The following is a 21,003-nucleotide window of genomic DNA, read 5'->3' as shown; positions in this document are numbered from 1 at the left end:
GGAGGAAAGAAGGTTATGATGTATGTTTGATGTGTTAAGTAAATTAGGCTGGTTCTTTAAAAAATACTGGAAGCAATATACGGTGGCCATTGTTTTACTAATGATTGCCAGTGGATTAGAGGTTGTCCCTCCCTATTTACTCGGTTCTATTATAGATCTATTGACTGCAGGAGAAATGACACCAGCTATTTTAACAAAGTATGTCTTGATTTTTATTGGAATTATTATTGGGGGCTATTTATTAAATTTTGTGTGGCAATTCCGACTATTTGAAGGAGCTATCAACCTTGAGAAAATTTTACGTCGTAATTTAATGCAGCATTTTTTACGCATGACCCCAACATTTTATGAGAAAAACCGTACCGGTGACCTGATGGCACGTGCAACAAATGACTTAAATGCCGTATCCATGACAGCTGGTTTTGGTATTATGACGTTGATTGATTCAACGATTTATATGGGCTTTATCATTTTTGCGATGGGCTATATGATTTCGTGGAAGCTCACATTTTTCGCTATGTTACCGGTCCCTATTATGGCGATCCTCATTCAATATTTAGGAAAAATTGTTCATGAGCGATATATGAAGGCACAAGATGCTTTTGGGGAGCTAAACGATAGTGTGCTGGAATCTGTAGCAGGAGTGCGAGTGGTGCGTGCCTATGTGCAGGAAAAAAAGGATGAGGCTAATTTTGCAGAGATGAGTGAAGTCGTGTATGCAAAAAATATTCATACAGCAAAAATCAATGCTTTATTTGGCCCAATTACAAAAGTTGGAACAGGCATTAGCTATGTTGTAGCACTTGGTTACGGGGCTCATTTAGTGGCAACAGAGACGATGACGGTTGGGCAACTGGTCACGTTTAATGTTTATTTAGGTTTGGCTGTTTGGCCAATATTTGCGATTGGTGAGCTCATCAATGTTATGCAGCAGGGGAATGCCTCACTAGATCGTGTGCAGGAAACCTTGAACTACGAGGCGGATGTTCGAAATATTCCGAATCCACAAATGATTGCGACACCAAATGCGATTGGCTTTGATGCCTTAACATTCCAATATCCGATGAGTCAGGTGAAAAACCTACAGCAGATTTCACTTTCCTTGAAAAAAGGTCAAACCCTTGGCATTGTTGGTAAAACGGGGGCAGGTAAAACAACCTTCCTACGCCAATTATTGCGAGAATACCCAATCGGACAGGGACAGCTTTCCATTGACGGTATCGATATTACGGCTCAAACGAAGGAGCAGATCCTCGACTGGATTGGTTATGTACCACAAGATCATGTGCTATTCTCACGCACTATTCGTGAAAATATATTATTTGGGAAAGAAGATGCAACACAAGCAGAGTTGCAGCAGGCGATACGTGCCGCGTATTTTGAAAAGGATTTAGACAATCTACCAATGGGTCTTGAAACACTTGTTGGAGAAAAGGGTGTCTCTCTTTCAGGCGGTCAAAAACAACGTGTGTCTATTGCTCGTGCTTTAATTAAAGATCCTGAAATTTTAATGCTGGATGATTCGCTTTCCGCTGTCGACGCGAAGACAGAGGCAAGAATTATTGAAAATATTCAGCGTGAACGTCAAGGTAAAACGACGATTATTACGACACATCGCTTGTCTGGTATTCAGCATGCCGATGTCATCATCGTACTGGATGATGGGCAAATTGTAGAGCAGGGAACACATGAGGAACTTCTTGCGCAACAAGGATGGTATAAAGAGCAATTTGACCGTCAGCAGCTAGAAGGAGGTGCCTCATGAGTACGAGTCAACGTTTAACACGCTATGCGATGTATTTTAAAAAGCCGATACTATTAGGCTTATTCTTCCTAACAATTGCCGTATTCACGGAGCTTGTTGGACCGTTTATTGCGAAACATATTATTGATAATTACATGACAATCGGTCATATAGAAATCAAACCGATTACATGGTTGCTCATTGTGTATTTACTTTTAGCCATTGCCACAGCCATATTACGATATTTTATGTATATTTATTTGCAAATTGGGGCAAACCGTGTCATCCAAAAATTACGTAAAGATGTCTTTGAACATATTCAAACTTTACCGATCCAATACTTCGACAATTTACCAGCGGGTAAAATTGTTGCGCGTGTAACAAACGATACAGAGGCAGTTCGGAATTTATATGTACAGGTTCTATCCAATTTTGTGACGAGCTTCATTTCTATTTTTGGGGTGTATATAGCGCTCTTTATTTTAAATTGGAAAATGGCAATGCTTGCTTTAACAATGATTCCAATTGTTTATGTATGGATGATTTTATATCGAAAATTTGCCTCTAAATACAACGATGTCATTCGTACAAAAATTGCAGATATTAATGCCATGATTAATGAATCCATTCAGGGCATGACAATTATTCAGGCGTTCCGTCGTGAGCAGCAAATGACGAAGGAATTTGATGACATGAATAATGAGCATTATGCGTATGAGCGTAAGCTGCTGGTGCTTGATTCAGCTACATCCTTTAACCTTGTGAATACGCTAAGACTTATCATGTTTACGGTCTTTATTTTCTACTTTGGTACACGCTCCTTTACAGCAACTGAAGTGATTACAGCAGGGACATTGTATGCATTTGTTGATTACTTAACAAAGCTATTTAATCCGATTACGAATATTGTAAATCAATTTTCACAGCTTGAGCGTTCACTCATTGCAGGTAAGCGTGTCTTCGAGGTGCTAGATACGAAAGGTGAGCCTGTTTCTGAAAAGAGCATCCCACGATATAAAGGAAATGTGGTTTTCGAAGATGTGTCCTTTGCCTATAAAGATAATGAATATGTGCTGAAAAACCTGTCATTTGAAGCACATCAAGGTGAAACAATTGCCTTAGTTGGTCATACAGGTTCAGGGAAAAGTTCCATTATGAACTTGCTGTTCCGCTTCTACGACCCGTCAAAAGGCAAAATTACCATTGATGGCATTGATATTACCTCTGTTCCACGTCAAACGATGCGTGAACATATGGGTATTGTGCTACAGGACCCTTACTTATTTACAGGTACGATTGCATCCAATGTTAGCTTAAACAACCCGCGCATCTCTCACGAGAAAATAGAAGCTTCCTTAAATGCTGTCGGGGGAGAACGTGTTTTAGCTAATTTACCAAATGGCTATGAGGAGCCAGTTATTGAGAAGGGCAGTACCTTATCTTCAGGACAACGTCAGTTGATTTCGTTTGCACGTGCCCTGGCGTTTGATCCAGCCATTTTAATATTGGATGAAGCGACATCGAATATTGATACGGAAACGGAAGAAATTATTCAGCATGCGATGGATGTCCTGAAAAAAGGACGGACAACGTTTATTATTGCCCATCGACTTTCAACGATTAAAAATGCAGATCGTATCCTTGTGCTTGATCGAGGAAAAATTGTAGAAAACGGCACGCATGATGAACTGTTAGCGCTTGGCGGAATTTATGACAAGATGTATCAAATGCAGGCGAACTCCTTACAACAATAGTAATAGCTAGAAAAGCCCCACTTCAACTGAAGCGGGGCTTTTCTATTTATCTTACATATTTGAAGACATTGACAAAGAATAACAGAACAGACAGCGCTACAGCAATACCACCACCGGACACGAAAAGCTCAAATAACCAGCGTGGTACATCCCAATACACCATCATCATGCCAACAAAAAGGAAGGGTAAACCAAGATTGTAAAGCCAGAATTGTGCTTTAGCGAGACCTGTCTCCGCAGCATTTTTATAAATCGAATAAATTAAACCAATGAATCCAGTAGTCAGCCAACCTACCACACCAATATGAGCATGTGTCGCTTTCCATTGAAGTTGAACCGTATAATGCATAAACAGGCCAAAAGCAAAAACAATCAATAAATAAAAGACTGAAACCTTTATCCATTTAGCACCCATTATCCACAACTCCTTTCTTGAAAGTGATTTTAGCTAGCTGCTACAGTATATTCTTGTCAAATTAAAAAGATGCTTGTATGTATTTGAAAATAAATGTAGTTGGTTTTCACTAAACTAAAAAATTTAATGGTGAATTTTAGTAATATGTAAACTTTTCATGGAGTTCTGCGTTGTATAGGCAGAAGGGAGGTAGACATGGTACAACAATCAATGAATGCGTTTCTACAGCAAGCAGGAACGCTGCTATATCGTTATTTGAGAAAACGTGGATTAGCCCATGAGGATGCAGAAGATATCGTCCAAGATACATGTTATAAATTTTTATTACATAAAAATGGAATTCATTCAGATAAAGTAATGAGCTGGTTATATCGTGTAGCAACCAATCAATTTTATGATCTCAAGAGACAAGAAAAACGTCATCCAACAACAGAATTAGAGGAAGTTCAATTGACTTCATTGATTCACATTCCTGAGATCCAAATGCTAAAAAAAGAAAAATTAAAGGACATACAAAACACGCTCGAAACGCTATCCATTTTACATCAGGAATTATTAATCCTGAAATATGAGCTGGGATTATCGTATAAGGAAATTTCAGCCTTGATGAATAAGAATGAAAACACACTCAAAACGCATGTCAGACGTGCTAGGGAAGAATTTACTGAACGATTTAAGGAGGATATTCATGATGAATAAAGAAGAAAATGAATTTGTATTTGATGATAGACAGACGAAAAAAATAATGAGAAAGGCCAGGTTTTGGTCAACAGTCAAAATGATTGGGATTACATTAATCGTTACCCCCATTGTGCTAATAGCATTATGGTATGGGTTGAGAACTTTATCGTTAAATAGTGCGCAAAAAGTAATGGATGATATTCATTTGTTTAACGAAATAAGTGGGCCCAATGTCCAAATTAGTAATCAGGTTTATGACGATCATTTGCTGGGAGGGAAAATAACAACAACAACCTATAAGGTGCTTGGAGAGCAGCATCGGCCCTATATTTGGAAGCCTATCAAAAGCGATTATAATTTATTTGGAACCCTTACACGTACTGCCATTTCTAGCCCCATTCAAATAGAAGGTTCAGAATCACTGGCAGAAACATATCAATTCGAACGGTTTAATGACTACACAGGTGACCGAGAAATGTTTTTTTATCATCCAAAGATTTCCTACGACCATTATCAAGATAAGATTAGTGAACTGCGCCAATTGGAGAAAAATACTTTAGTAGAAATAGCTATTTCCTTTGATGATGCTTATAGTTTGGATGAAATTAAAAGCAAGCTACCTTCTGAAGTACAAGTAGTTTGGTGGTGGGTGGGTGCCTATACAGATGATACACTAGATTTTTTTAAGCGAGGACAGAGTACGATTGCAGCCAATGGTCCTTACATTTACGGCTTCCAATCAGAGTCATCCAAACCAAAACCCCGACGCTCTTTAAACGACGAGGTTGAGACCTTTATTCGAAACATAGAGCTTCTTCGTAAAAGCAAGAATTTTGAGTGGGAAACAAACCAGGTTTATCAAGCTTTAGTAGGGGAAAATGGAAACTTGGAGAAAAGCGATGTGAAAATAACTGGGGCTGTAGTAACTGGTACTCCAGAGCAATTGCAGTCATTGCAAGGACAAACCTACATTAAAGGGTCTATATTTGGTGTAATATCAAATCAGAAATAGAGCGCTGGAAAAGAGTAATCGGCACAATCATGTAGGAAAGATCAATTTTAGAAAAAGCTTATTTTGGATGAACCCTTCTCCAGAATAGGCTTTTTTATCTGAAGCAATTTAGTTTAAAATTAAATAGTTTAATGTTAAACTATTAACAGAGAAACAAGAAGGAGATGTTGTTGCAGTGGGTAAACTACAAAACAAAGTGGTCATCATTACTGGCGGTGCAGGTGGTATTGGTAGTGGAATGGCAAAAGCTATGGTAAAGGAAGGGGCGATTGTTACAATTGTTGACTTAAATGCAGAAGCAGGCGAGGCAATGGCAAAAGAATTACAAGAAATGTCGCCAAAATCTATGTTTTTACAGGCTAATCTAATGGAACGCGACCAATTACCAAAAATTATTGATACAGTCGTAGAAAAATACGGTAAACTAGATGTGCTAGTTAATAACGCTCATGCTGCTAAACAAGTTACAATAGAAGAAACTACACAAGCAGATCTTGACTTGTCATTTGGGACAGGTTTTTATCCAACCTTCTATTTAATGCAAGCAGCACTACCGCATTTAAAAGAAACTAAGGGTAATATTATTAACTTTGCATCTGGAGCAGGCATTCAAGGTCATGAAACACAGGCTGCTTATGCCGCTGCCAAGGAAGCCATTCGTGGTATTTCTCGTGTGGCCGCAAATGAATGGGGACGTTTTGGTATTAATGTCAATATCATTAGTCCGCTTGCTGATTCACCAGGTGTACAAGCATGGGCAAAAGCACAGCCAGAGTATTATGAAGCGGTGAGAAGTAAAATTCCGTTAGGTCGTTTTGGTGATATTGAGCAAGATATCGGTCGAGTAGCTGTTTTCTTAGCTTCTGACGATTCTCAATACATTACGGGTCAAACGATTATGGTGGATGGAGGCTCACTAATGCTTCATTAATTCTCAGCGTTTGAGGAGGATTTTTTTGAAACAGACAAATATTTTTAAACTGATTCATATGATTGAACAGGTGAACAATGCGAATATTATACTTTTTACAAAAGCGTTCCCATATCCTTTAGGAATTTCACCAATTTTAGTTTTAAATGAGCTACATGTCAAAGGCCCTCAAAAACAGGCAGAATTAGCTGAAACAATCGGCTATACAAAAGGTGCGATGACGAGCATTGCTGAAAAGCTGGTCAAGCTTGGATTAGCAGAAAGACTATATGATCCATCCGACCGTCGCACCATTCGCTTACAAATTACAGATGAGGGTCAAAGTGCTTTAGCAAAGGCTCAATCTATCGGGAAAGAGGTCTTTGTACAGCTTTTTGAAGTATTAGATGATGAGGAAATTGCCCAATACTTGCGGATTCAAGAAAAATTAGTACAGGGTATCCAGCAGAAATAGCCATGTAAAAAATCAACCTACCTTTTAAGAGGTGGGTTGATTTTTCATTGTTTAGGCGGATAACTGGTGGATAAAACTCAAAATGTGACGGATAGAAAGAGGAATCTAGCGGATAGCCTTCTTTTTTTGCATGATAGAATGGCTCATAGTGGATAGAATGTCCAAACCGGTGGATAAAACTCAAAATGTCACGGATAGAAAGAGGATTCTGACGGATAGCCTTCCTTTTTTGCGTGATAGAATGGCTTTAAATGGATAGAATGTCCAAACTAGTGGATAAAACTCAAAATGTGACCGATAGAATGAGGACTCTAGCGGATAGCCTTCTTTTTTTGCGTGATAGAATGGCTCTAAGTGGATAGAATGTCCAAACTGGTGGATAAAACTCAAAATGTGACGGATAGAAAGAGGAATCTAGCGGATAGCCTTCTTTTTTTGCGTGATAGAATGGCTCTAAATGGATAGAATGTCCAAACTGGTGGATACAACTCAAAATGTGACGGATAGAAAGAGGACTCTAGCGGATAGCCTTCCTTTTTTGCGTGATAGAATGGCTCATATTGGATAGAATGTCCAAACTGGTGGATAAAACTCAAAATGTGACGGATAGAAAGAGGAATCTAGCGGATAGCCTTCTTTTTTTGCTTGATAGCCATGCTCAGCACAATCCGAATGTTCATATGAACTGCTTGAATTAAATAGTTTATTTAAAATCTAATTGTAAAATAGTTGAATTTATTGAAAATTGTCCGTGTTCATTTTATAATCAAAATACGGTTCTATTATAGAGACATTTGAGGTGTGAAATGACATTAAAAACATTAGATAACTCATTGGAGGTACTGAAATATTTTAATAAAGAAAATCCTACATGGGGTGTTCGTGAGCTAGCGAAAGAGATGGATATTAGTCACTCCATTATTTATCGGATTTTAGCAACCTTCGAAAAACAAGGCTTTCTTATTCAAAATCCTGAGACAAAAAAATATGAATTAGGGCTTCGCTTTTTAGAATATGGTCAGATGGTTAAAGATAAATTAAATCTTTCTGACTTTGTTTTACCAATTATGATCAACCTTGCAGATACCATCAAAGAATCCGTATTTTTAACATGGCTGGATGGAACAGATGGTGTCACAGTAGAAATAGCTGAGAGCTCTCAAACCATTAAGTTTTCGGTGTCGATTGGCACGCGGACACCACTACATATCGGGGCATCTTGTAAAGTCATCATGGCTTATCTACCTGAAGAGAGAAAAAAAGAAATCATGGAGCATGGGATGAAAAGGTTAACGCCTGAAACCATTACTGACCCTGATGAAATGTTAGCCGATTTAGAAAAAATACAACAGCAAGGCTGGTGCTTTTCGACGGGAGAGTACTCTCATTCCGTATTTGGGCTCGGTGTACCTCTTTTTAACAGTAAAAAAGAAGTCATTGCCTCTTTAACAATTGCTGGTCCTATTTATCGTAAGCCAACAGAGGAGAAGTTACCTGATATGGTGAATGTTCTTCAATATGGAGCGATGAATATTCAACGGTATTTCGATCAATACAGCTTTAAATTATATCATGAATAAGCATGAAAAAGAGGCTCAAGATAGTTAATGTCTATCTTGAGCCTTTGCTTGGATTTCTCTCATGATGGATACAGCTGTGTCGATTTCTTCAAACGTATTAAAATAGTGTGGTGAAAAACGTGCCATTTTAGTAATCTGATTGCGTTCCATAATGGTATTCGCCATAAATGTGCCAGCTTCAATGATGACCCCTTGGTCTGCTAAAGCATTGGTTAGCTCATCTGGTGACAGCCCTTCAATGTTAAACGGCGTAATCGATAATCGATGAGCACTATTTTGAGGACCATATAAGACAATGCCTGGAATGGTGGCAAGCTGTTCAATTAAATAGTTTGTTAGCTGCTTTACACGATCATATATGTGGTGGATACCAATATTGTTCGCATAATCAATAGCTGCCCCTAATCCGAAAATACTTGGAATGATCGGACAACCTGGCTCAAAACGTTTAGCTGTTTCTAAAAATGAATAGGCATTGTTCTGATAATCCCACTGGGTGCTGCCCCAGCCAATCATAATAGGCGTCAATGTTGGAATGAGTGCTTCTCGTACATATAAAATACCTGATCCTTCAGGACCGCGTAGCCATTTTCGTCCACATGCAACTAGAAAGTCACAGCCAAGCTCGGCAACATTCATCGGTGTTAAACCAAGTGTTTGATTGGCATTCATCAATGTTAGTACATTGTGTTGCTGGGCTAGCTGACATATTTCTTTGGCAGGCTGGAGTGCCCCAGCAGCATTGGACATATGGGCAAAGGCAATCAATTTTGTTTGTGGTGTGATGAGTTGCTCAAGTGCATATAAATCTACCATATATTCATCATTGGTTTTTAACACTTTCAGCTGAACCCCTTGCTGCTGGAGGGCAAGCCAAGGCACATAGTTACTCAACATTTCTGTGTCGAGCACTATAATCTCATCCCCCTGTTTCCATTGCAAGCCTCCAGCGACATAATTAATCGCCACTGAACCGTTTGGCATAAAGGCAATTTCCTCTTTTATTGCGCCGATGAACAATGCGGCTTTTTCTCGAATACGCTCTACTTGCGCATACGTTTCTTGACGAAAAGAGGGCAGGTAGGGACCAATACTTGCTTGTTTTTGGAGATAGCTAGTCATTGCATCCACGACTGGCTGTGGCATGGCAGATGCAGCAGCTGTGTTTAGATAAATATAGTGTTCAAGTAGCGGCATATCCTGTTGTATTTTCCTCATATCGATCATTGTACACACCAACCTTATAAAATGATTAATTCTTTGGAATAGGTCATTAAATTTTCGTAACCATCTTCTGTAACAATTAAATTATCCTCGATACGAACACCACCAACATCCTGCACATAGATACCTGGCTCCACGGTAAAGGCCATGCCTGGTTTTAACACTAGTTGATTCCGCTGCATCATATAAGGCTCTTCATGTGCGCTTAAACCAATGCCGTGGCCAAGTCGGTGTGTGAAATAATCGCCATAGCCAGCATCGCGAATAATGCCTCTTGCTAGATCATCAATGGCATGAGCTGTCATGCCCGGTTTTATGGCTGCTATGGCTGTTTCATTTGCTTGCTTCACAACGCTATAAATTGTTTTGAGCGTTGGTGAAACTTCTCCTAAAGCAACCGTTCTAGTCATATCCGCCACATACCCCTTATAAATCGCGCCAAAATCTATGACGATTAATTCACCTGTCTCTATTTTCTTTGTGCTCGCTCTACCATGAGGAAGTGCACCTCGATAACCAGAAGCAACAATGGTTCCAAAAGGTGTTCCCTCTGATCCACGTCGTCTCATTTCATATTCTAATTGGGCTGCGACTTCCATTTCTGAAATACCCGCTTGAATAATCGGTAATGTGGCTGCAAGACTTTCTTCGACAATCTGTACAGCCTGACGCATGAGGGCTATTTCGTGTTCATCTTTTTCCATACGTATATCACGAATGGTTTCACCGATATCACATAAAGTGTCATATGTAAGGCTTTCGATAGCTTTCTGTTCCTTCACGCGCATGGTGTCAAACTCAACGCCAAGTGTCTGCGCTGTTGCTAGTTCTTTTTTTAGTTGCTGGATGGCCTGTGACGGTCCTTCCTCATCCGAATAGGATAAGATTGTCCCACCATAACTTACGTCTATTTTTGTTAATTCTACTTGTGGAACGAGAAAGTATAATTGATGATGAGCAGTAATAGCGGCTACTGTTAGGCGTTCACTTTGCTTTAACTGGAGACCTGTAAAATAATACATGTTTGACCCTGGCACTAGTACTGCTACATCAATTGACTGTTGCTGCATACGGGAAACAAGCTGTTCTCTTCTTTTTTGAAACATTGAGTGATTCCTCCTAAAAACGTTTCTATTATAGAGACGTTGTATCTGAAAAATAGTATATATCAACAATAATGAATTTTCAATAAATTAAGATAGCATCATTTTGATAGAGGGAAATGAATGTAAAAGGAAGATAATTGACAAATGAGGGAATAGTATGTTGTAAATTTAGTAAATACTAGTGTACGTCTTTTTTTCGTTCATTATGCATATAAGTAGACTAGATAAACTTTTTTCCAACTTAATACGTCAAAAAGAGGGGCAAAATTGTTAAGCAAGAAAGGACTTATGTATGGAAAAAAACATGAAACGCTCAAAAGAGAAAAAGAGCAAGAAAAAATTATGGCTGTGGATTGTTGGTAGCCTATTAGCAATTTTTTTGATTTTTATAGGTACTGCCTACTTTACCATCCAAAAAACTATGAATAAAATAAATACACCACTTATTCAAACAACAGATGCAGCACAACCAGAAGAAAAAACAGTGATTAAAAAAGACCCTTTTTCGGTTCTAATGCTTGGGGTCGATGAACGAAAAGATGATAGTGGTCGTTCCGATACCATGATTGTGATCACTGTGAATCCTGAAAAGCAGACGATGAAAATGCTTAGTATACCCCGTGATACTCGAACAGAAATCGTTGGACATGATACAGTAGATAAGATTAATCATGCCTATGCCTTTGGAGGCGTCCCGATGGCTGTGGATACGGTCGAAAATTTTTTAAATATACCCATTGATTATTATGTGTTTATTAATATGGAGGGCTTTTTACAAATTATTGATACGCTGGGTGGCGTAACAATCGATAATGATATGGATTTAACCTTTGACGACTACCATTATCCAAAGGGAGAAATCACATTAGATGGTAATGAGGCCCTTATTTTTTCTCGTATTCGTTATGAAGATCCTCGAGGTGATTTTGGACGCCAAATTCGACAACGTCAAATCATTGAAGCGGTGATGAAAAAAGCCTCCACACCATCAACATTATTAAAAGCAACCGATATGTTGAATGTACTAGGCGACAATGTTCGCATGAATTTTTCAGTGAAGGACCTTATTCAGCTACAAGGTATTTATAAAAAAATGGATAAGGATATTGAGCAGTTATCGTTTGAAGAGGGCGAAGGTGAAAGGATTAACCGCATTTGGTACTATATTCCGAATGAGGCAGAGCTTCAAAAAATACAAACAGATTTACAAAACCATTTAAAAAAGTAAGTAAGCAAGTTGCTTACAAATGTCGCATATTAGTTGTTAACTTTTTGGCCACGAGGGGAGGGAGATGAATGAATGGGAGGACCCAGGTGCTGAGGTATACAGCGCTGAATCATTGCATGCAAAGCTATGTACCTAAACGTAAAGTGCGAAAAAATCCAGTCCAATCAGCAATTAGAGGCCTACAAGTATTATGTTTAAAATTATTTATGTAAGGGATAAAAAATCATTCAGGTAGGGTGCATGCCTAGTTGAATGATTTTTTTGCTGTTATTCATCTTTTTTCGATATTTCTTGAAATATCAGAAAATTAAGTGTATACTGACATTAGAAATGGTTAAAGGAGTGATTGTGATGATTATAGGCACAATTTTATTAGCATTTGCATTACCAGTGGGTATCGTATTAGCAGTAGATTTATTAAACGAGCAGCATCACTCTGCTACACAAACTAACCATTCATAACGATGAAACAGCAAAATATCAATTTCTAGACAATGTTACTTTGTAGCCTTGTCTATTTTTCTATGAATAGGAAACAATTTGTGTGATTCATTCGTCAATAATAGTGAGAAAATGTTATACTATTAAAAAAACAGTATCGGGGAATGAGCATGCAAGCGGAAAAAACATCCAATCTAAAAAAAGAAATATTATCCTACATCAAAATTATTGTCATTACAGCTGTTGTTGTTTTTGGCTGTAAGCAATTTTTATTTGCGCCGATTAAAGTGCAGGGAGCATCCATGTATCCGACTTATCACGATAAGGATATTATTATTGTAAGCAAAACAAGTAAAATCGAGCGTTTCGATCAAATTGTTTTCCAATCACCTGTCGAAGATGAGCTATATATTAAACGTGTCATTGGTCTTCCAGGGGATAAAGTGGAAATGAAAGACGATGTATTGTACGTCAATGGCAAAGCATACAAAGAAGATTATGTGAACCGTCAAACGGATGATCCTAATCAATTGCGCATTACGGAAAACTTTACATTGGAGCAATTAGTGAATGAAAAAGAAGTGCCAGAGGGCATGTATTTTGTGCTTGGTGACAATCGCCTAAAAAGTAGTGACAGTCGCCATTATGGTTTAATTTCAGAGGATGCAGTGTTTGGTGAATCAAAATTAATCCTATATCCATTTAGTCATTTTCATATTGGCTCAAAATGATGAAAAAAGAGGTCACTCTATTGAGTAGCCTCTTTTTTAATGTTGGGGTAAATCGGTACAGCTTTTATAAGTGGGATAATAGACACAAATCCTTGAATTTTCAACGGTTTCCTTGATGGGCGATGACTTACTTTTCATGGGAGATTGCATTGCTGGTTCTTCATTTGTGAACGCTTCTTCTACTAATTCTACGCCATAAAATAGTATTAAAAAATAGCAGACAAATCCTACTATACGCAAACAATCACCTCGTAAAATAGTTATTGTATGTTTATATATATGGTCAAATTCGTCGAAATATAAGCAGAAAATCGAAATTTTCTCTTGCCAAAAAGATTTTTAGATGCAATGAATTCTATGAAAAAAAGCTATTGTCAATGAAATTTTGATGTGCTACTATAGCTAGAGTAAATATTTGATCTGTATAACCTCAATAATATGGATTGAGGGTCTCTACCAGGAACCATAAAATCCTGACTACAAAACTTTGCTTCATTTTTGTAGTTAGGATTTTTTATTTTGTTTTAAAACAATCTCCTACAAAAATGAGCGTGTAACGAAGGGGAGATTACGATGAATTGGAGAGTTTATATTCTTGCTGTGACTACCTTTGCAGTAGGGTTAGTTGAATTAATTGTTGGCGGAATACTGCCTAATATTGCAGAGGATTTAAATGTATCTTTAGCGACAGCGGGACAATTAATTACTATTTTTGCACTTGTTTATGCGATTTCTGCGCCTGTTCTACTTTCCTTGACAGCCAAGGTGGAGCGGAAGCGCTTATTCCTTATTTCTTTATTTATTTTCACGTTAGGGAATCTAATGACCTTCTTTAGTACAACGTTCATCATTGTGCTAATTGCGCGTATTTTCACAGCTATGAGTACAGCGTTAGTAATTGTTTTATCATTAACGATTACAACTAAAATTGTAGAGCCTCGCCATCGTGCTAAAGCATTAGGGCTTGTTTTTATGGGCGTAAGTTCTGCACTTGTGATCGGTGTGCCAATGGGTATTTTTATTACAGAAGCGTTTGGCTGGCGGGCTGTATTTTTAGGTATTAGTGTACTGTCAACGATTTCCATGATATTAATTGCCCTATTACTTGAAAAAATGCCAATTGGAGAAGTAGTGCCACTCAAGGCGCAAATCAAATCCCTGGCGAATTTGAAAATCCTGACAGCACAGTTAACTACCCTGTTTATGCTAGCTGGTCATTACATGCTGTACGCCTATTTAACACCATTTTTAGTAGAGGCATTTGATATGAGTGCTTCATGGGTTAGTATTTGTTACTTAATCTTTGGTATTGCCTCTGTTAGTGGGAATGCTGTAGGTGGCTGGGTGAGTGATAAAATTGGTACAAGTAAAGCCATTATTTTAATTGTCTCAGCCTTTGCCATTGTCTTATTCAGTATTCCTTATACAATTATTGCCCTTCCACTGTTTTTAGTGTTTACGGTTTTATGGGGTGCATTGAGCTGGGCACTGACACCGCCATTACAAAATTACTTAATACAGGCGGATCCTCAATCATCGGATATTCAGCAAAGCCTAAATACAGCTGCTCTACAAATTGGTATTTCTATCGGATCAGCAGTTGGTGGCGCAATGTTTGCATGGACAGGGTCTGTAATGCACCTCGCTAGCTTCGGTACGATTCTAGTTCTGTGTGCCTTAGGCTGCGCGATCTTTTCTATTAAAAGAGCACCTCTTAGACAGGAGCAGCACGTAGATTATCAATCAGCACACCATCATTCATAATCGAACAATCGCCATGAAAGGTATTGGGAAAGCCGTCCCAATACCTTTTTAAATTGGTTTGCATGAATCTATTTTCGTACACTTTCCAAAATTAATTTCTCTATGGTTTCTTAGCATACTCTAATTCTCTATGGAATAGATTGTTGTAGTTAATGAATTTACAGATTTGAGTAGTTTGAGATTTTAAGAGCGAATATTATTTTTTAAGAATAGTAGGAGACTTTCAAATCTTGTAAATGGAAGGAGAATCCAATGACTGAATATCATCAACAATCATCTGCTGAAGTCATGAAGATATTGAACGTCACCACGCAAGGTTTGACTGATGATGACGTCCAAAAGAGGCAACAGGTCTATGGCTGTAATGTATTAGAGGAAGGGAAAAAAACAAGTACGTTGGCTGTTTTTATGGGCCAATTCAAAGATTTATTGGTCATCATTTTACTTGTTGCTGCCTTCGTTTCCTTTCTACTAGGAGAAGTAGAAAGCACCATTGTAATCATGATTGTGGTTATTTTAAATGCCATTTTAGGTACAGTGCAGCATGTCAAGGCAGAGCAATCATTAGATAATCTGAAAGCATTGACCTCTCCCATTGCCAAGGTCATGCGCAATAATCGACTAGTAGAAATTCCTTCTGAAGAAATTGTGGTAGGGGATCTTCTGATGTTGGAGGCGGGAGATTATATTAATGCGGATGGAAGACTACTAGAAAGCCATAATTTACACATCAACGAAAGCTCTCTTACAGGTGAATCGATAGCTGTGGCAAAAAGCACAGACCCTATTCGAAAAAACAATATCACCATTGCGGATAAAAAAAATATGGTGTATTCAGGAAGCTTTGTGACCAATGGACGTGGCATCGTGATGGTTACGGCAATTGGGATGCAGACGGAAATCGGAAAAATTGCGAATTTACTCGATACAGCCAAGGAAAAGAAAACACCATTACAAATTAGTCTCGATCAATTCGGTGAAAAGTTAGCCTTAGGGATTACGCTGATTTGTTTAGCAATCTTTACGATTGACCTTATCCGAGGACGAGCCTTAGTAGAGTCCTTTATGTTTGCCGTATCTCTTGCCGTTGCGGCTATCCCCGAGGCTTTGAGTTCCATCGTGACAATCGTATTAGCTTTTGGCACCCAAAAGATGGCGAAGGAAAATGCAATTATTCGCAAGCTTTATGCTGTGGAAAGCTTGGGGAGTGTATCGGTCATTTGCTCTGATAAAACAGGTACTTTAACAGAAAATAAAATGGTGGTACAGGAAGTTTTTGTAGATCAGAAGAAGATTCCCCATGATTGGCTTAATCCAACGAACCCAGTGGAAAAAGAGTTAATGGTAAAAGCGCTTTTATGTAGTGATGCTGTCGAGCGCGAGCAGAAAGAAATTGGTGATCCTACAGAAATTGCGCTTGTGAAATTGGGGAAACAATATGGTTTAGATGAATTGAATATACGTGAGCAATATCCAAGACTGGCTGAAATTCCATTTGATTCGGCGAGGAAGCTCATGAGCACTGTCAATCAGATGGACAAGCAATCCATCATGATTACCAAAGGGGCTCTGGATGTACTCTTGCCAAAAGTAACGCGAATCAAAACATCAACAGGTATTTTTGAGATAACCCCGCAGCATCGCCAGAAAATCGAGGCGGTGAACCGTGATTTTTCTATGAATGGCTTAAGGGTGTTAGCCATTGCTTATAAGGAGGTATTGCCTCTACAAAAAGTCGATCCACGAGCGGAACGAGATTTAATCTTTGTCGGCTTAGTGGCGATGATGGACCCGCCAAGAAAAGAGTCGAAAGAGGCTGTGGAAAGCTGCATAAAGGCAGGCATTAAGCCCGTCATGATTACAGGTGACCATAAAATTACAGCAACCGCGATCGCCGAACAAATTGGTATTTTGAAAAATCCAGCTGAAGCTATAGAGGGACATGCGCTCGAAGGCTTAACTGATCAAGAGCTGCAAGAGAAAGTACAGGATTATTCTGTGTATGCCCGTGTTACACCAGCCCAAAAAATTCGAATTGTTAAAGCATGGCAGGATAAAGGACATGTTGTGGCCATGACAGGAGATGGTGTCAATGATGGACCTGCTTTGAAGCAAGCAGATATTGGGGTGGCTATGGGCGTGACAGGCACAGAGGTTGCAAAAGATGCCTCATCCATGATTTTAACGGATGATAATTTTTCAACGATTGTCAAGGCAATTGCCAATGGTCGTAGCATCTATACAAATATTAAAAATGCTATTCTGTTCTTATTATCTGGAAATGCAGGCGCTATTTTTGTCGTGTTATATGCAACGGTTCTGGGCTTACCTGTTCCTTTCGCACCTGTCCATCTACTATTCATCAACTTATTAACAGATAGTCTGCCTGCTATTGCCATCGGTTTAGAGCCAAATAATAAGAAAACAATGAAGGACAAGCCTAGAAACATTCATACCCCTTTATTAAATAAAGCCTTTACAACACAAGTTGTGCTTGAAGGGATATTAATCGCCATTTCCACCATTATTGCGTTTCAAATCGGTTTATCGACAGGTGATACGCTAACAGCAAGCACGATGGCCTTTACAACACTATGCTTGTCAAGATTAGTGCATGGCTTTAATTCTCGCTCCAAACAATCCATCTTTGCGATTGGTGTATTTTCGAATAAATATACATGGTTCGCCTTTATCATTGGTGTGCTAAGTTTACACATTGTTTTGTTTATGCCGATGCTTACAACGGTCTTTGAGGTGGCTCCATTAACACTAGCACAGCTAGGCTTTATTTATAGCCTATCGGTGTTACCATTCCTAGTCAATCAATGGTATAAGCTATTGTTCGTGAGAAATCGATAAAGATAAAAAAAGAAGCTTCCGTTAGTTATAAAACGGAGGCTTCTTTTTAGTGTGTAGAGGCTAATAACCAGCCTTTACTCTTACTTAGGTCAATCAATTTCGCTCCAAGTAGCGCATAACGCATATGGAGTTCACCATATTTGGTTAGATGTGTTTTCTTTACTGCCAGTTCTAAAGCTTGGCTTACGGCAATTAAAGAGGAGGCAATATTCATCGATAAAATAGCACTAATTTCGCCATCATTAATGAAAGATTTTCCGCGAATATCTGTTATTTTCATTTTACCGTATTCTATCGATGCTGTTGGTGCTAACACACCATTTTCCTTTAATAGCAGTGTTAGCTGTTTATTTTCCTCTTTTAAACATTGAATAAATTCCAATGTAAGGATTTTTAAGTTTTTATCACGTGTATGCTTAAAAAAAGCATGACTTGAAGCAATATAGCCTTGATTGATCCCAAGCTGTGACCAAAGCTTAAAAATCTCCTTAAATCGTAGTGATGCTAGATTTTCATTTATCATTGTCATCCTGACACTTCCTAACTCTTAGGTTGATTTAAGATTAGGATGGAGCAGTAAATGACATTCTATTCATCTTTTACAATAAAAAATGTATAAGAGGTCGCTAATAGTAGGTGCCATAAGGATACATAGAAGGGTAACGGTATGGGGAAGGGTATGGACATGGTTTCATATATTGCTGTGGCATGGTTGGTTTATAAGGGGCTTGATCGGTTGCTGATTTGACACGATTGCAGCCTTTTGCTGGTCCGATATAAGTCGTAGGAACAATCGGTGCAATCGTTTTCTTCCATTGTTCTTCATCTAAACAATACGTATGGGCCATAATATTGGCTGGTGTGAATTTTAAGATATCCGAGCCTAAAATGACCTCTGGCGTTGGCGCATCAAAAATAGCAAGGAGATGCGTGTCATCTTCTGTGGCTTCTTCATAATGCCACCAGCCCTGTGGTACATTGGCAACCTGCCCAGGCTTGATAGGATAGTTTTGAATTTTCTTGGTAAAGGGATTCAATAGAGAAACCGTTGCTGCTCCTGCAATACAATAGACAAGCTCTGCTGCATTTTGATGGTAATGTGGCTCGATGACATTGTCCTTACTTAAAAAAATATCAAGCAAAGATGTATTTTCTAATGTATTTAATTGTTCCACACCGAGAATATTAATGTAATTTCGGGAGTCTTTTTTAAAAAGCGTACTTTTATTGACATCAAAAGTGAACGCTGCAGAAGGGGAGCTATAATCGATATTTGAGCTGATACTTACATCCTTTCTCATGTAATTGAGCTATTCATCATCATAGATTATGTTTTAGGTGCTCCTAGACTTACACAAATGCCTAGCTACAGCTAGCTCTGTCAGGATGAAAATTAGCTAAAATTACCACTTCTATTTCAGAACATACGTGCGTATAATAAAAACACAAACGTTTGTTCTTGGTTATTAAAAACTCTGTTCAACATGAACGCAAACAGAGTCAGTAAAGGAGCATTCAACATGAAAGAACAGTTGATAAAAGCCATGCATCGTCACCAAATCGTTCACATGATGTATATAGCGAAATCAGGTGCCATTACGAAAAGGCGCGTGAAAATCATCCATATTAAAGGTGATTCCTTTACCGCCTTTTGCTTTACAAGGCTAGCGAAGCGTACGTTTCGTATTAACAATGTTCTAGCACTTCTGCCCATTCTCCAACGGGAGTCTGAGGTGATATGAATTACAACGACTTCCCACAGAAAGATATTTTTTGTATTGATATGAAGTGCTTTTATGCAAGCTGTATTGCCATGCTAGAAGGGCTAGATGTGCTGACAGATCCAATTGCCGTCATCGGTAATTTTGAACAACCTGGCAGTATTGTACTGGCTGCATCACCAGTGATGAAAGAAAAATTTAACATTAAAACAGGGAATCGGCGCTATGAAATTCCCAAACATCCAGACATTAAGTTGTTTGAACCAAAAATGTCCTTTTTTCTAGAGATGTCCATGGCCATTACGCGTCTGATTGCACAATATGTCCCTCCAGAGGCGATCCATGTTTATAGTGTGGATGAAAGCTTTGTAGATCTAACAGGCACAGAGCAACTTTGGGGTTCACCTGAGCAGGTAGCCAAATTGATTCAGGAAGACATCTATGAAAAGTTCCGCATTCCGTCCGCTATTGGCATGGGACCAAACATGCTGATGGCTAAATTAGCATTAGATTTAGAGGCAAAAAAAACAGGCTTTGCCAAATGGACCTATGCCGATGTGCCAACAAAGCTTTGGCCAGTACGTCCGTTGTCTGATATGTGGGGGATTGGGAAACAGATGGCAGCCAATTTAAATGCGATGGGCATTCAAACAGTCGGTGGATTAGCCCATGCCGATTTAGCCGAATTAGAAAAGCGCTTTGGTATTATGGGTAATCAATACTATTACCATGCATGGGGCATTGATCTCTCCACATTAGGTGAGCCATTAGTGAACAATGCGGCGTTAAGCTTTGGGAAGGGCCAAATGCTCATGAAGGATTATCACACACGAAAGGATATTGCGGTTGTACTCCTAGAAATGTGTGAGGATGTGATGCGACGTACACGAGAAGCAGGCTATGTCGGGCGGACTGTTAGCTTGGGGCTCTCTTACAGTCGCAATGCGATGACGAAGGGGTTCCATCGCTCAAGAACCATCGAAAGTCCAACCAATGAGACCCTTGTTATGTATCAGACTTGTCTGGCCTTACTAGATGAGCATTTTGCGGGTGAGCCAGCGCGTCAATTATCTGTTAGACTGACAAACTTAGAGCCAGAGCGTAGCATTCAGCTTGATTTATTTGATGAGCGTAAGGACCAGCGACAGGTCATTGGTCATGTCATGGATGCGATTCGTAGAAAATATGGAGTGGTGGCCTTATTACGTGCAGCCTCCTATACCAACGCTGGTACCGCTATTTCAAGGAATCGCTTAGTGGGCGGGCATTTAGCATAAGGAGTGGAAAAATGATAAGAGATAGAGGAACGATGTAATCAATAGTATAATTATAGGTAGGATGTATAGTATTTAATGATA

The 21,003-nt window shown here is 38.9% G+C and carries 19 protein-coding genes and 1 riboswitch; of the genes, 14 read left to right on the top strand and 5 right to left on the bottom strand.

Going from position 1 to position 21,003, the window contains the following annotated elements:
- The first annotated feature begins 22 nt into the window (after nt 1-22).
- Nucleotides 23-1,765, top strand: coding sequence for an ABC transporter ATP-binding protein (locus CD31_RS09815; RefSeq protein WP_036077244.1), 1,743 nt, complete (start codon nt 23-25; stop codon nt 1,763-1,765).
- The gene (locus CD31_RS09810) at nt 1,762-3,498 is read left to right on the top strand and encodes an ABC transporter ATP-binding protein (protein WP_036077243.1); all 1,737 of its coding nucleotides are present in this window, start codon (nt 1,762-1,764) and stop codon (nt 3,496-3,498) included. Before CD31_RS09815 ends, CD31_RS09810 begins: the two co-directional genes overlap by 4 nt.
- 46 nt (nt 3,499-3,544) lie before the next feature.
- On the opposite strand, the gene CD31_RS09805 is transcribed toward CD31_RS09810, so the two are convergent.
- Nucleotides 3,545-3,913 carry a hypothetical protein gene (locus CD31_RS09805; protein WP_016994585.1) on the bottom strand — a complete coding sequence of 123 codons (369 nt, stop codon included), beginning with the start codon at nt 3,911-3,913 and terminating at the stop codon, nt 3,545-3,547.
- A gap of 195 nt (nt 3,914-4,108) precedes the next feature.
- On the opposite strand from CD31_RS09805, the gene CD31_RS09800 reads away from it, so the two are divergent.
- The 5 genes from CD31_RS09800 (at nt 4,109) to CD31_RS09780 (ending at nt 8,571) form a co-directional block, all read left to right on the top strand.
- Nucleotides 4,109-4,612, top strand: coding sequence for an RNA polymerase sigma factor (locus CD31_RS09800; RefSeq protein ID WP_016994584.1), 504 nt, complete (start codon nt 4,109-4,111; stop codon nt 4,610-4,612).
- Entirely contained in the window at nt 4,602-5,606 is a 1,005-nt protein-coding gene (locus CD31_RS09795; protein WP_244905051.1) for an anti sigma factor C-terminal domain-containing protein, read from the top strand. Before CD31_RS09800 ends, CD31_RS09795 begins: the two co-directional genes overlap by 11 nt.
- A 175-nt stretch (nt 5,607-5,781) precedes the next feature.
- Nucleotides 5,782-6,537: an SDR family NAD(P)-dependent oxidoreductase gene (locus tag CD31_RS09790; RefSeq protein ID WP_036077242.1), complete on the top strand. Its 756-nt coding sequence runs from the start codon at nt 5,782-5,784 to the stop codon at nt 6,535-6,537.
- Nucleotides 6,538-6,562: 25 nt separating this feature from the next.
- Complete coding sequence (locus tag CD31_RS09785) at nt 6,563-6,991, top strand: MarR family winged helix-turn-helix transcriptional regulator (RefSeq protein WP_036077238.1); 429 nt, start codon at nt 6,563-6,565, stop codon at nt 6,989-6,991.
- A gap of 806 nt (nt 6,992-7,797) precedes the next feature.
- Complete coding sequence (locus CD31_RS09780; protein WP_036077236.1) at nt 7,798-8,571, top strand: IclR family transcriptional regulator; 774 nt, start codon at nt 7,798-7,800, stop codon at nt 8,569-8,571.
- A 24-nt stretch (nt 8,572-8,595) separates the two neighbouring features.
- On the opposite strand, the gene CD31_RS09775 is transcribed toward CD31_RS09780, so the two are convergent.
- Together CD31_RS09775 and CD31_RS09770 are read right to left on the bottom strand one after the other, a co-directional pair.
- A complete protein-coding gene (locus CD31_RS09775) occupies nt 8,596-9,798 on the bottom strand; it encodes an aminotransferase class V-fold PLP-dependent enzyme (RefSeq protein ID WP_036077233.1) in 1,203 nt (400 codons plus the stop codon).
- Nucleotides 9,799-9,812: 14 nt separating this feature from the next.
- The gene (locus CD31_RS09770) at nt 9,813-10,901 is read right to left on the bottom strand and encodes a M24 family metallopeptidase (protein ID WP_036077231.1); all 1,089 of its coding nucleotides are present in this window, start codon (nt 10,899-10,901) and stop codon (nt 9,813-9,815) included.
- 292 nt (nt 10,902-11,193) lie between these two features.
- Between CD31_RS09770 and CD31_RS09765 the strand changes: the two genes are divergently transcribed.
- The 5 genes from CD31_RS09765 (at nt 11,194) to CD31_RS09745 (ending at nt 17,924) form a co-directional block, all read left to right on the top strand.
- Nucleotides 11,194-12,129, top strand: coding sequence for an LCP family glycopolymer transferase (locus tag CD31_RS09765; protein WP_036077229.1), 936 nt, complete (start codon nt 11,194-11,196; stop codon nt 12,127-12,129).
- A gap of 351 nt (nt 12,130-12,480) precedes the next feature.
- Nucleotides 12,481-12,591 carry a hypothetical protein gene (locus CD31_RS09760; RefSeq protein ID WP_016995537.1) on the top strand — a complete coding sequence of 37 codons (111 nt, stop codon included), beginning with the start codon at nt 12,481-12,483 and terminating at the stop codon, nt 12,589-12,591.
- A 149-nt stretch (nt 12,592-12,740) separates the two neighbouring features.
- Nucleotides 12,741-13,301, top strand: coding sequence for a signal peptidase I (lepB, locus tag CD31_RS09755; protein WP_016995536.1), 561 nt, complete (start codon nt 12,741-12,743; stop codon nt 13,299-13,301).
- Nucleotides 13,302-13,701: 400 nt separating this feature from the next.
- Nucleotides 13,702-13,801: riboswitch (purine riboswitch) on the top strand.
- Between the two features lie 73 nt (nt 13,802-13,874).
- Nucleotides 13,875-15,065 (top strand): MFS transporter, encoded by a 1,191-nt coding sequence (locus CD31_RS09750; protein ID WP_036077226.1) that lies wholly within the window; start codon nt 13,875-13,877, stop codon nt 15,063-15,065.
- Nucleotides 15,066-15,317: 252 nt separating this feature from the next.
- A complete protein-coding gene (locus tag CD31_RS09745; RefSeq protein WP_036077223.1) occupies nt 15,318-17,924 on the top strand; it encodes a cation-translocating P-type ATPase in 2,607 nt (868 codons plus the stop codon).
- A gap of 46 nt (nt 17,925-17,970) precedes the next feature.
- Here CD31_RS09745 and CD31_RS09740 read toward each other — a convergent pair whose 3' ends face one another.
- Together CD31_RS09740 and CD31_RS09735 are read right to left on the bottom strand one after the other, a co-directional pair.
- Nucleotides 17,971-18,453 (bottom strand): DUF3231 family protein, encoded by a 483-nt coding sequence (locus CD31_RS09740; protein ID WP_036077220.1) that lies wholly within the window; start codon nt 18,451-18,453, stop codon nt 17,971-17,973.
- A 97-nt stretch (nt 18,454-18,550) separates the two neighbouring features.
- A complete protein-coding gene (locus CD31_RS09735) occupies nt 18,551-19,207 on the bottom strand; it encodes a cupin domain-containing protein (RefSeq protein WP_088364078.1) in 657 nt (218 codons plus the stop codon).
- A 237-nt stretch (nt 19,208-19,444) separates the two neighbouring features.
- Here CD31_RS09735 and CD31_RS09730 point away from each other — a divergent pair, with 237 nt between their 5' ends.
- Complete coding sequence (locus tag CD31_RS09730) at nt 19,445-19,666, top strand: transcriptional regulator (protein ID WP_036077216.1); 222 nt, start codon at nt 19,445-19,447, stop codon at nt 19,664-19,666.
- Nucleotides 19,663-20,922: a Y-family DNA polymerase gene (locus CD31_RS09725; protein WP_036077214.1), complete on the top strand. Its 1,260-nt coding sequence runs from the start codon at nt 19,663-19,665 to the stop codon at nt 20,920-20,922. Before CD31_RS09730 ends, CD31_RS09725 begins: the two co-directional genes overlap by 4 nt.
- Nucleotides 20,923-21,003 lie beyond the last annotated feature (81 nt).

The sequence above is a fragment of the Lysinibacillus boronitolerans JCM 21713 = 10a = NBRC 103108 genome (assembly GCF_000772935.1).
Lineage (GTDB): Bacteria > Bacillota > Bacilli > Bacillales_A > Planococcaceae > Lysinibacillus > Lysinibacillus boronitolerans.
This window is presented reverse-complemented; position numbering and strand designations above follow the sequence as displayed.

Excerpts from the sequence above, each read along its gene's own strand:
- lepB (WP_016995536.1), top strand. The coding sequence starts at position 12,741 with ATGCAAGCGGAAAAAACATCCAATCTAAAAAAAGAAATATTATCCTAC.
- CD31_RS09770 (WP_036077231.1), bottom strand. The coding sequence starts at position 10,901 with ATGTTTCAAAAAAGAAGAGAACAGCTTGTTTCCCGTATGCAGCAACAG.
- CD31_RS09730 (WP_036077216.1), top strand. The coding sequence starts at position 19,445 with ATGAAAGAACAGTTGATAAAAGCCATGCATCGTCACCAAATCGTTCAC.
- CD31_RS09815 (WP_036077244.1), top strand. The coding sequence starts at position 23 with ATGTTTGATGTGTTAAGTAAATTAGGCTGGTTCTTTAAAAAATACTGG.
- CD31_RS09760 (WP_016995537.1), top strand. The coding sequence starts at position 12,481 with ATGATTATAGGCACAATTTTATTAGCATTTGCATTACCAGTGGGTATC.
- CD31_RS09780 (WP_036077236.1), top strand. The coding sequence starts at position 7,798 with ATGACATTAAAAACATTAGATAACTCATTGGAGGTACTGAAATATTTT.
- CD31_RS09810 (WP_036077243.1), top strand. The coding sequence starts at position 1,762 with ATGAGTACGAGTCAACGTTTAACACGCTATGCGATGTATTTTAAAAAG.
- CD31_RS09800 (WP_016994584.1), top strand. The coding sequence starts at position 4,109 with ATGGTACAACAATCAATGAATGCGTTTCTACAGCAAGCAGGAACGCTG.
- CD31_RS09805 (WP_016994585.1), bottom strand. The coding sequence starts at position 3,913 with ATGGGTGCTAAATGGATAAAGGTTTCAGTCTTTTATTTATTGATTGTT.
- CD31_RS09795 (WP_244905051.1), top strand. The coding sequence starts at position 4,602 with ATGATGAATAAAGAAGAAAATGAATTTGTATTTGATGATAGACAGACG.
- CD31_RS09740 (WP_036077220.1), bottom strand. The coding sequence starts at position 18,453 with ATGACAATGATAAATGAAAATCTAGCATCACTACGATTTAAGGAGATT.
- CD31_RS09765 (WP_036077229.1), top strand. The coding sequence starts at position 11,194 with ATGGAAAAAAACATGAAACGCTCAAAAGAGAAAAAGAGCAAGAAAAAA.
- CD31_RS09775 (WP_036077233.1), bottom strand. The coding sequence starts at position 9,798 with ATGATCGATATGAGGAAAATACAACAGGATATGCCGCTACTTGAACAC.
- CD31_RS09725 (WP_036077214.1), top strand. The coding sequence starts at position 19,663 with ATGAATTACAACGACTTCCCACAGAAAGATATTTTTTGTATTGATATG.
- CD31_RS09745 (WP_036077223.1), top strand. The coding sequence starts at position 15,318 with ATGACTGAATATCATCAACAATCATCTGCTGAAGTCATGAAGATATTG.
- CD31_RS09750 (WP_036077226.1), top strand. The coding sequence starts at position 13,875 with ATGAATTGGAGAGTTTATATTCTTGCTGTGACTACCTTTGCAGTAGGG.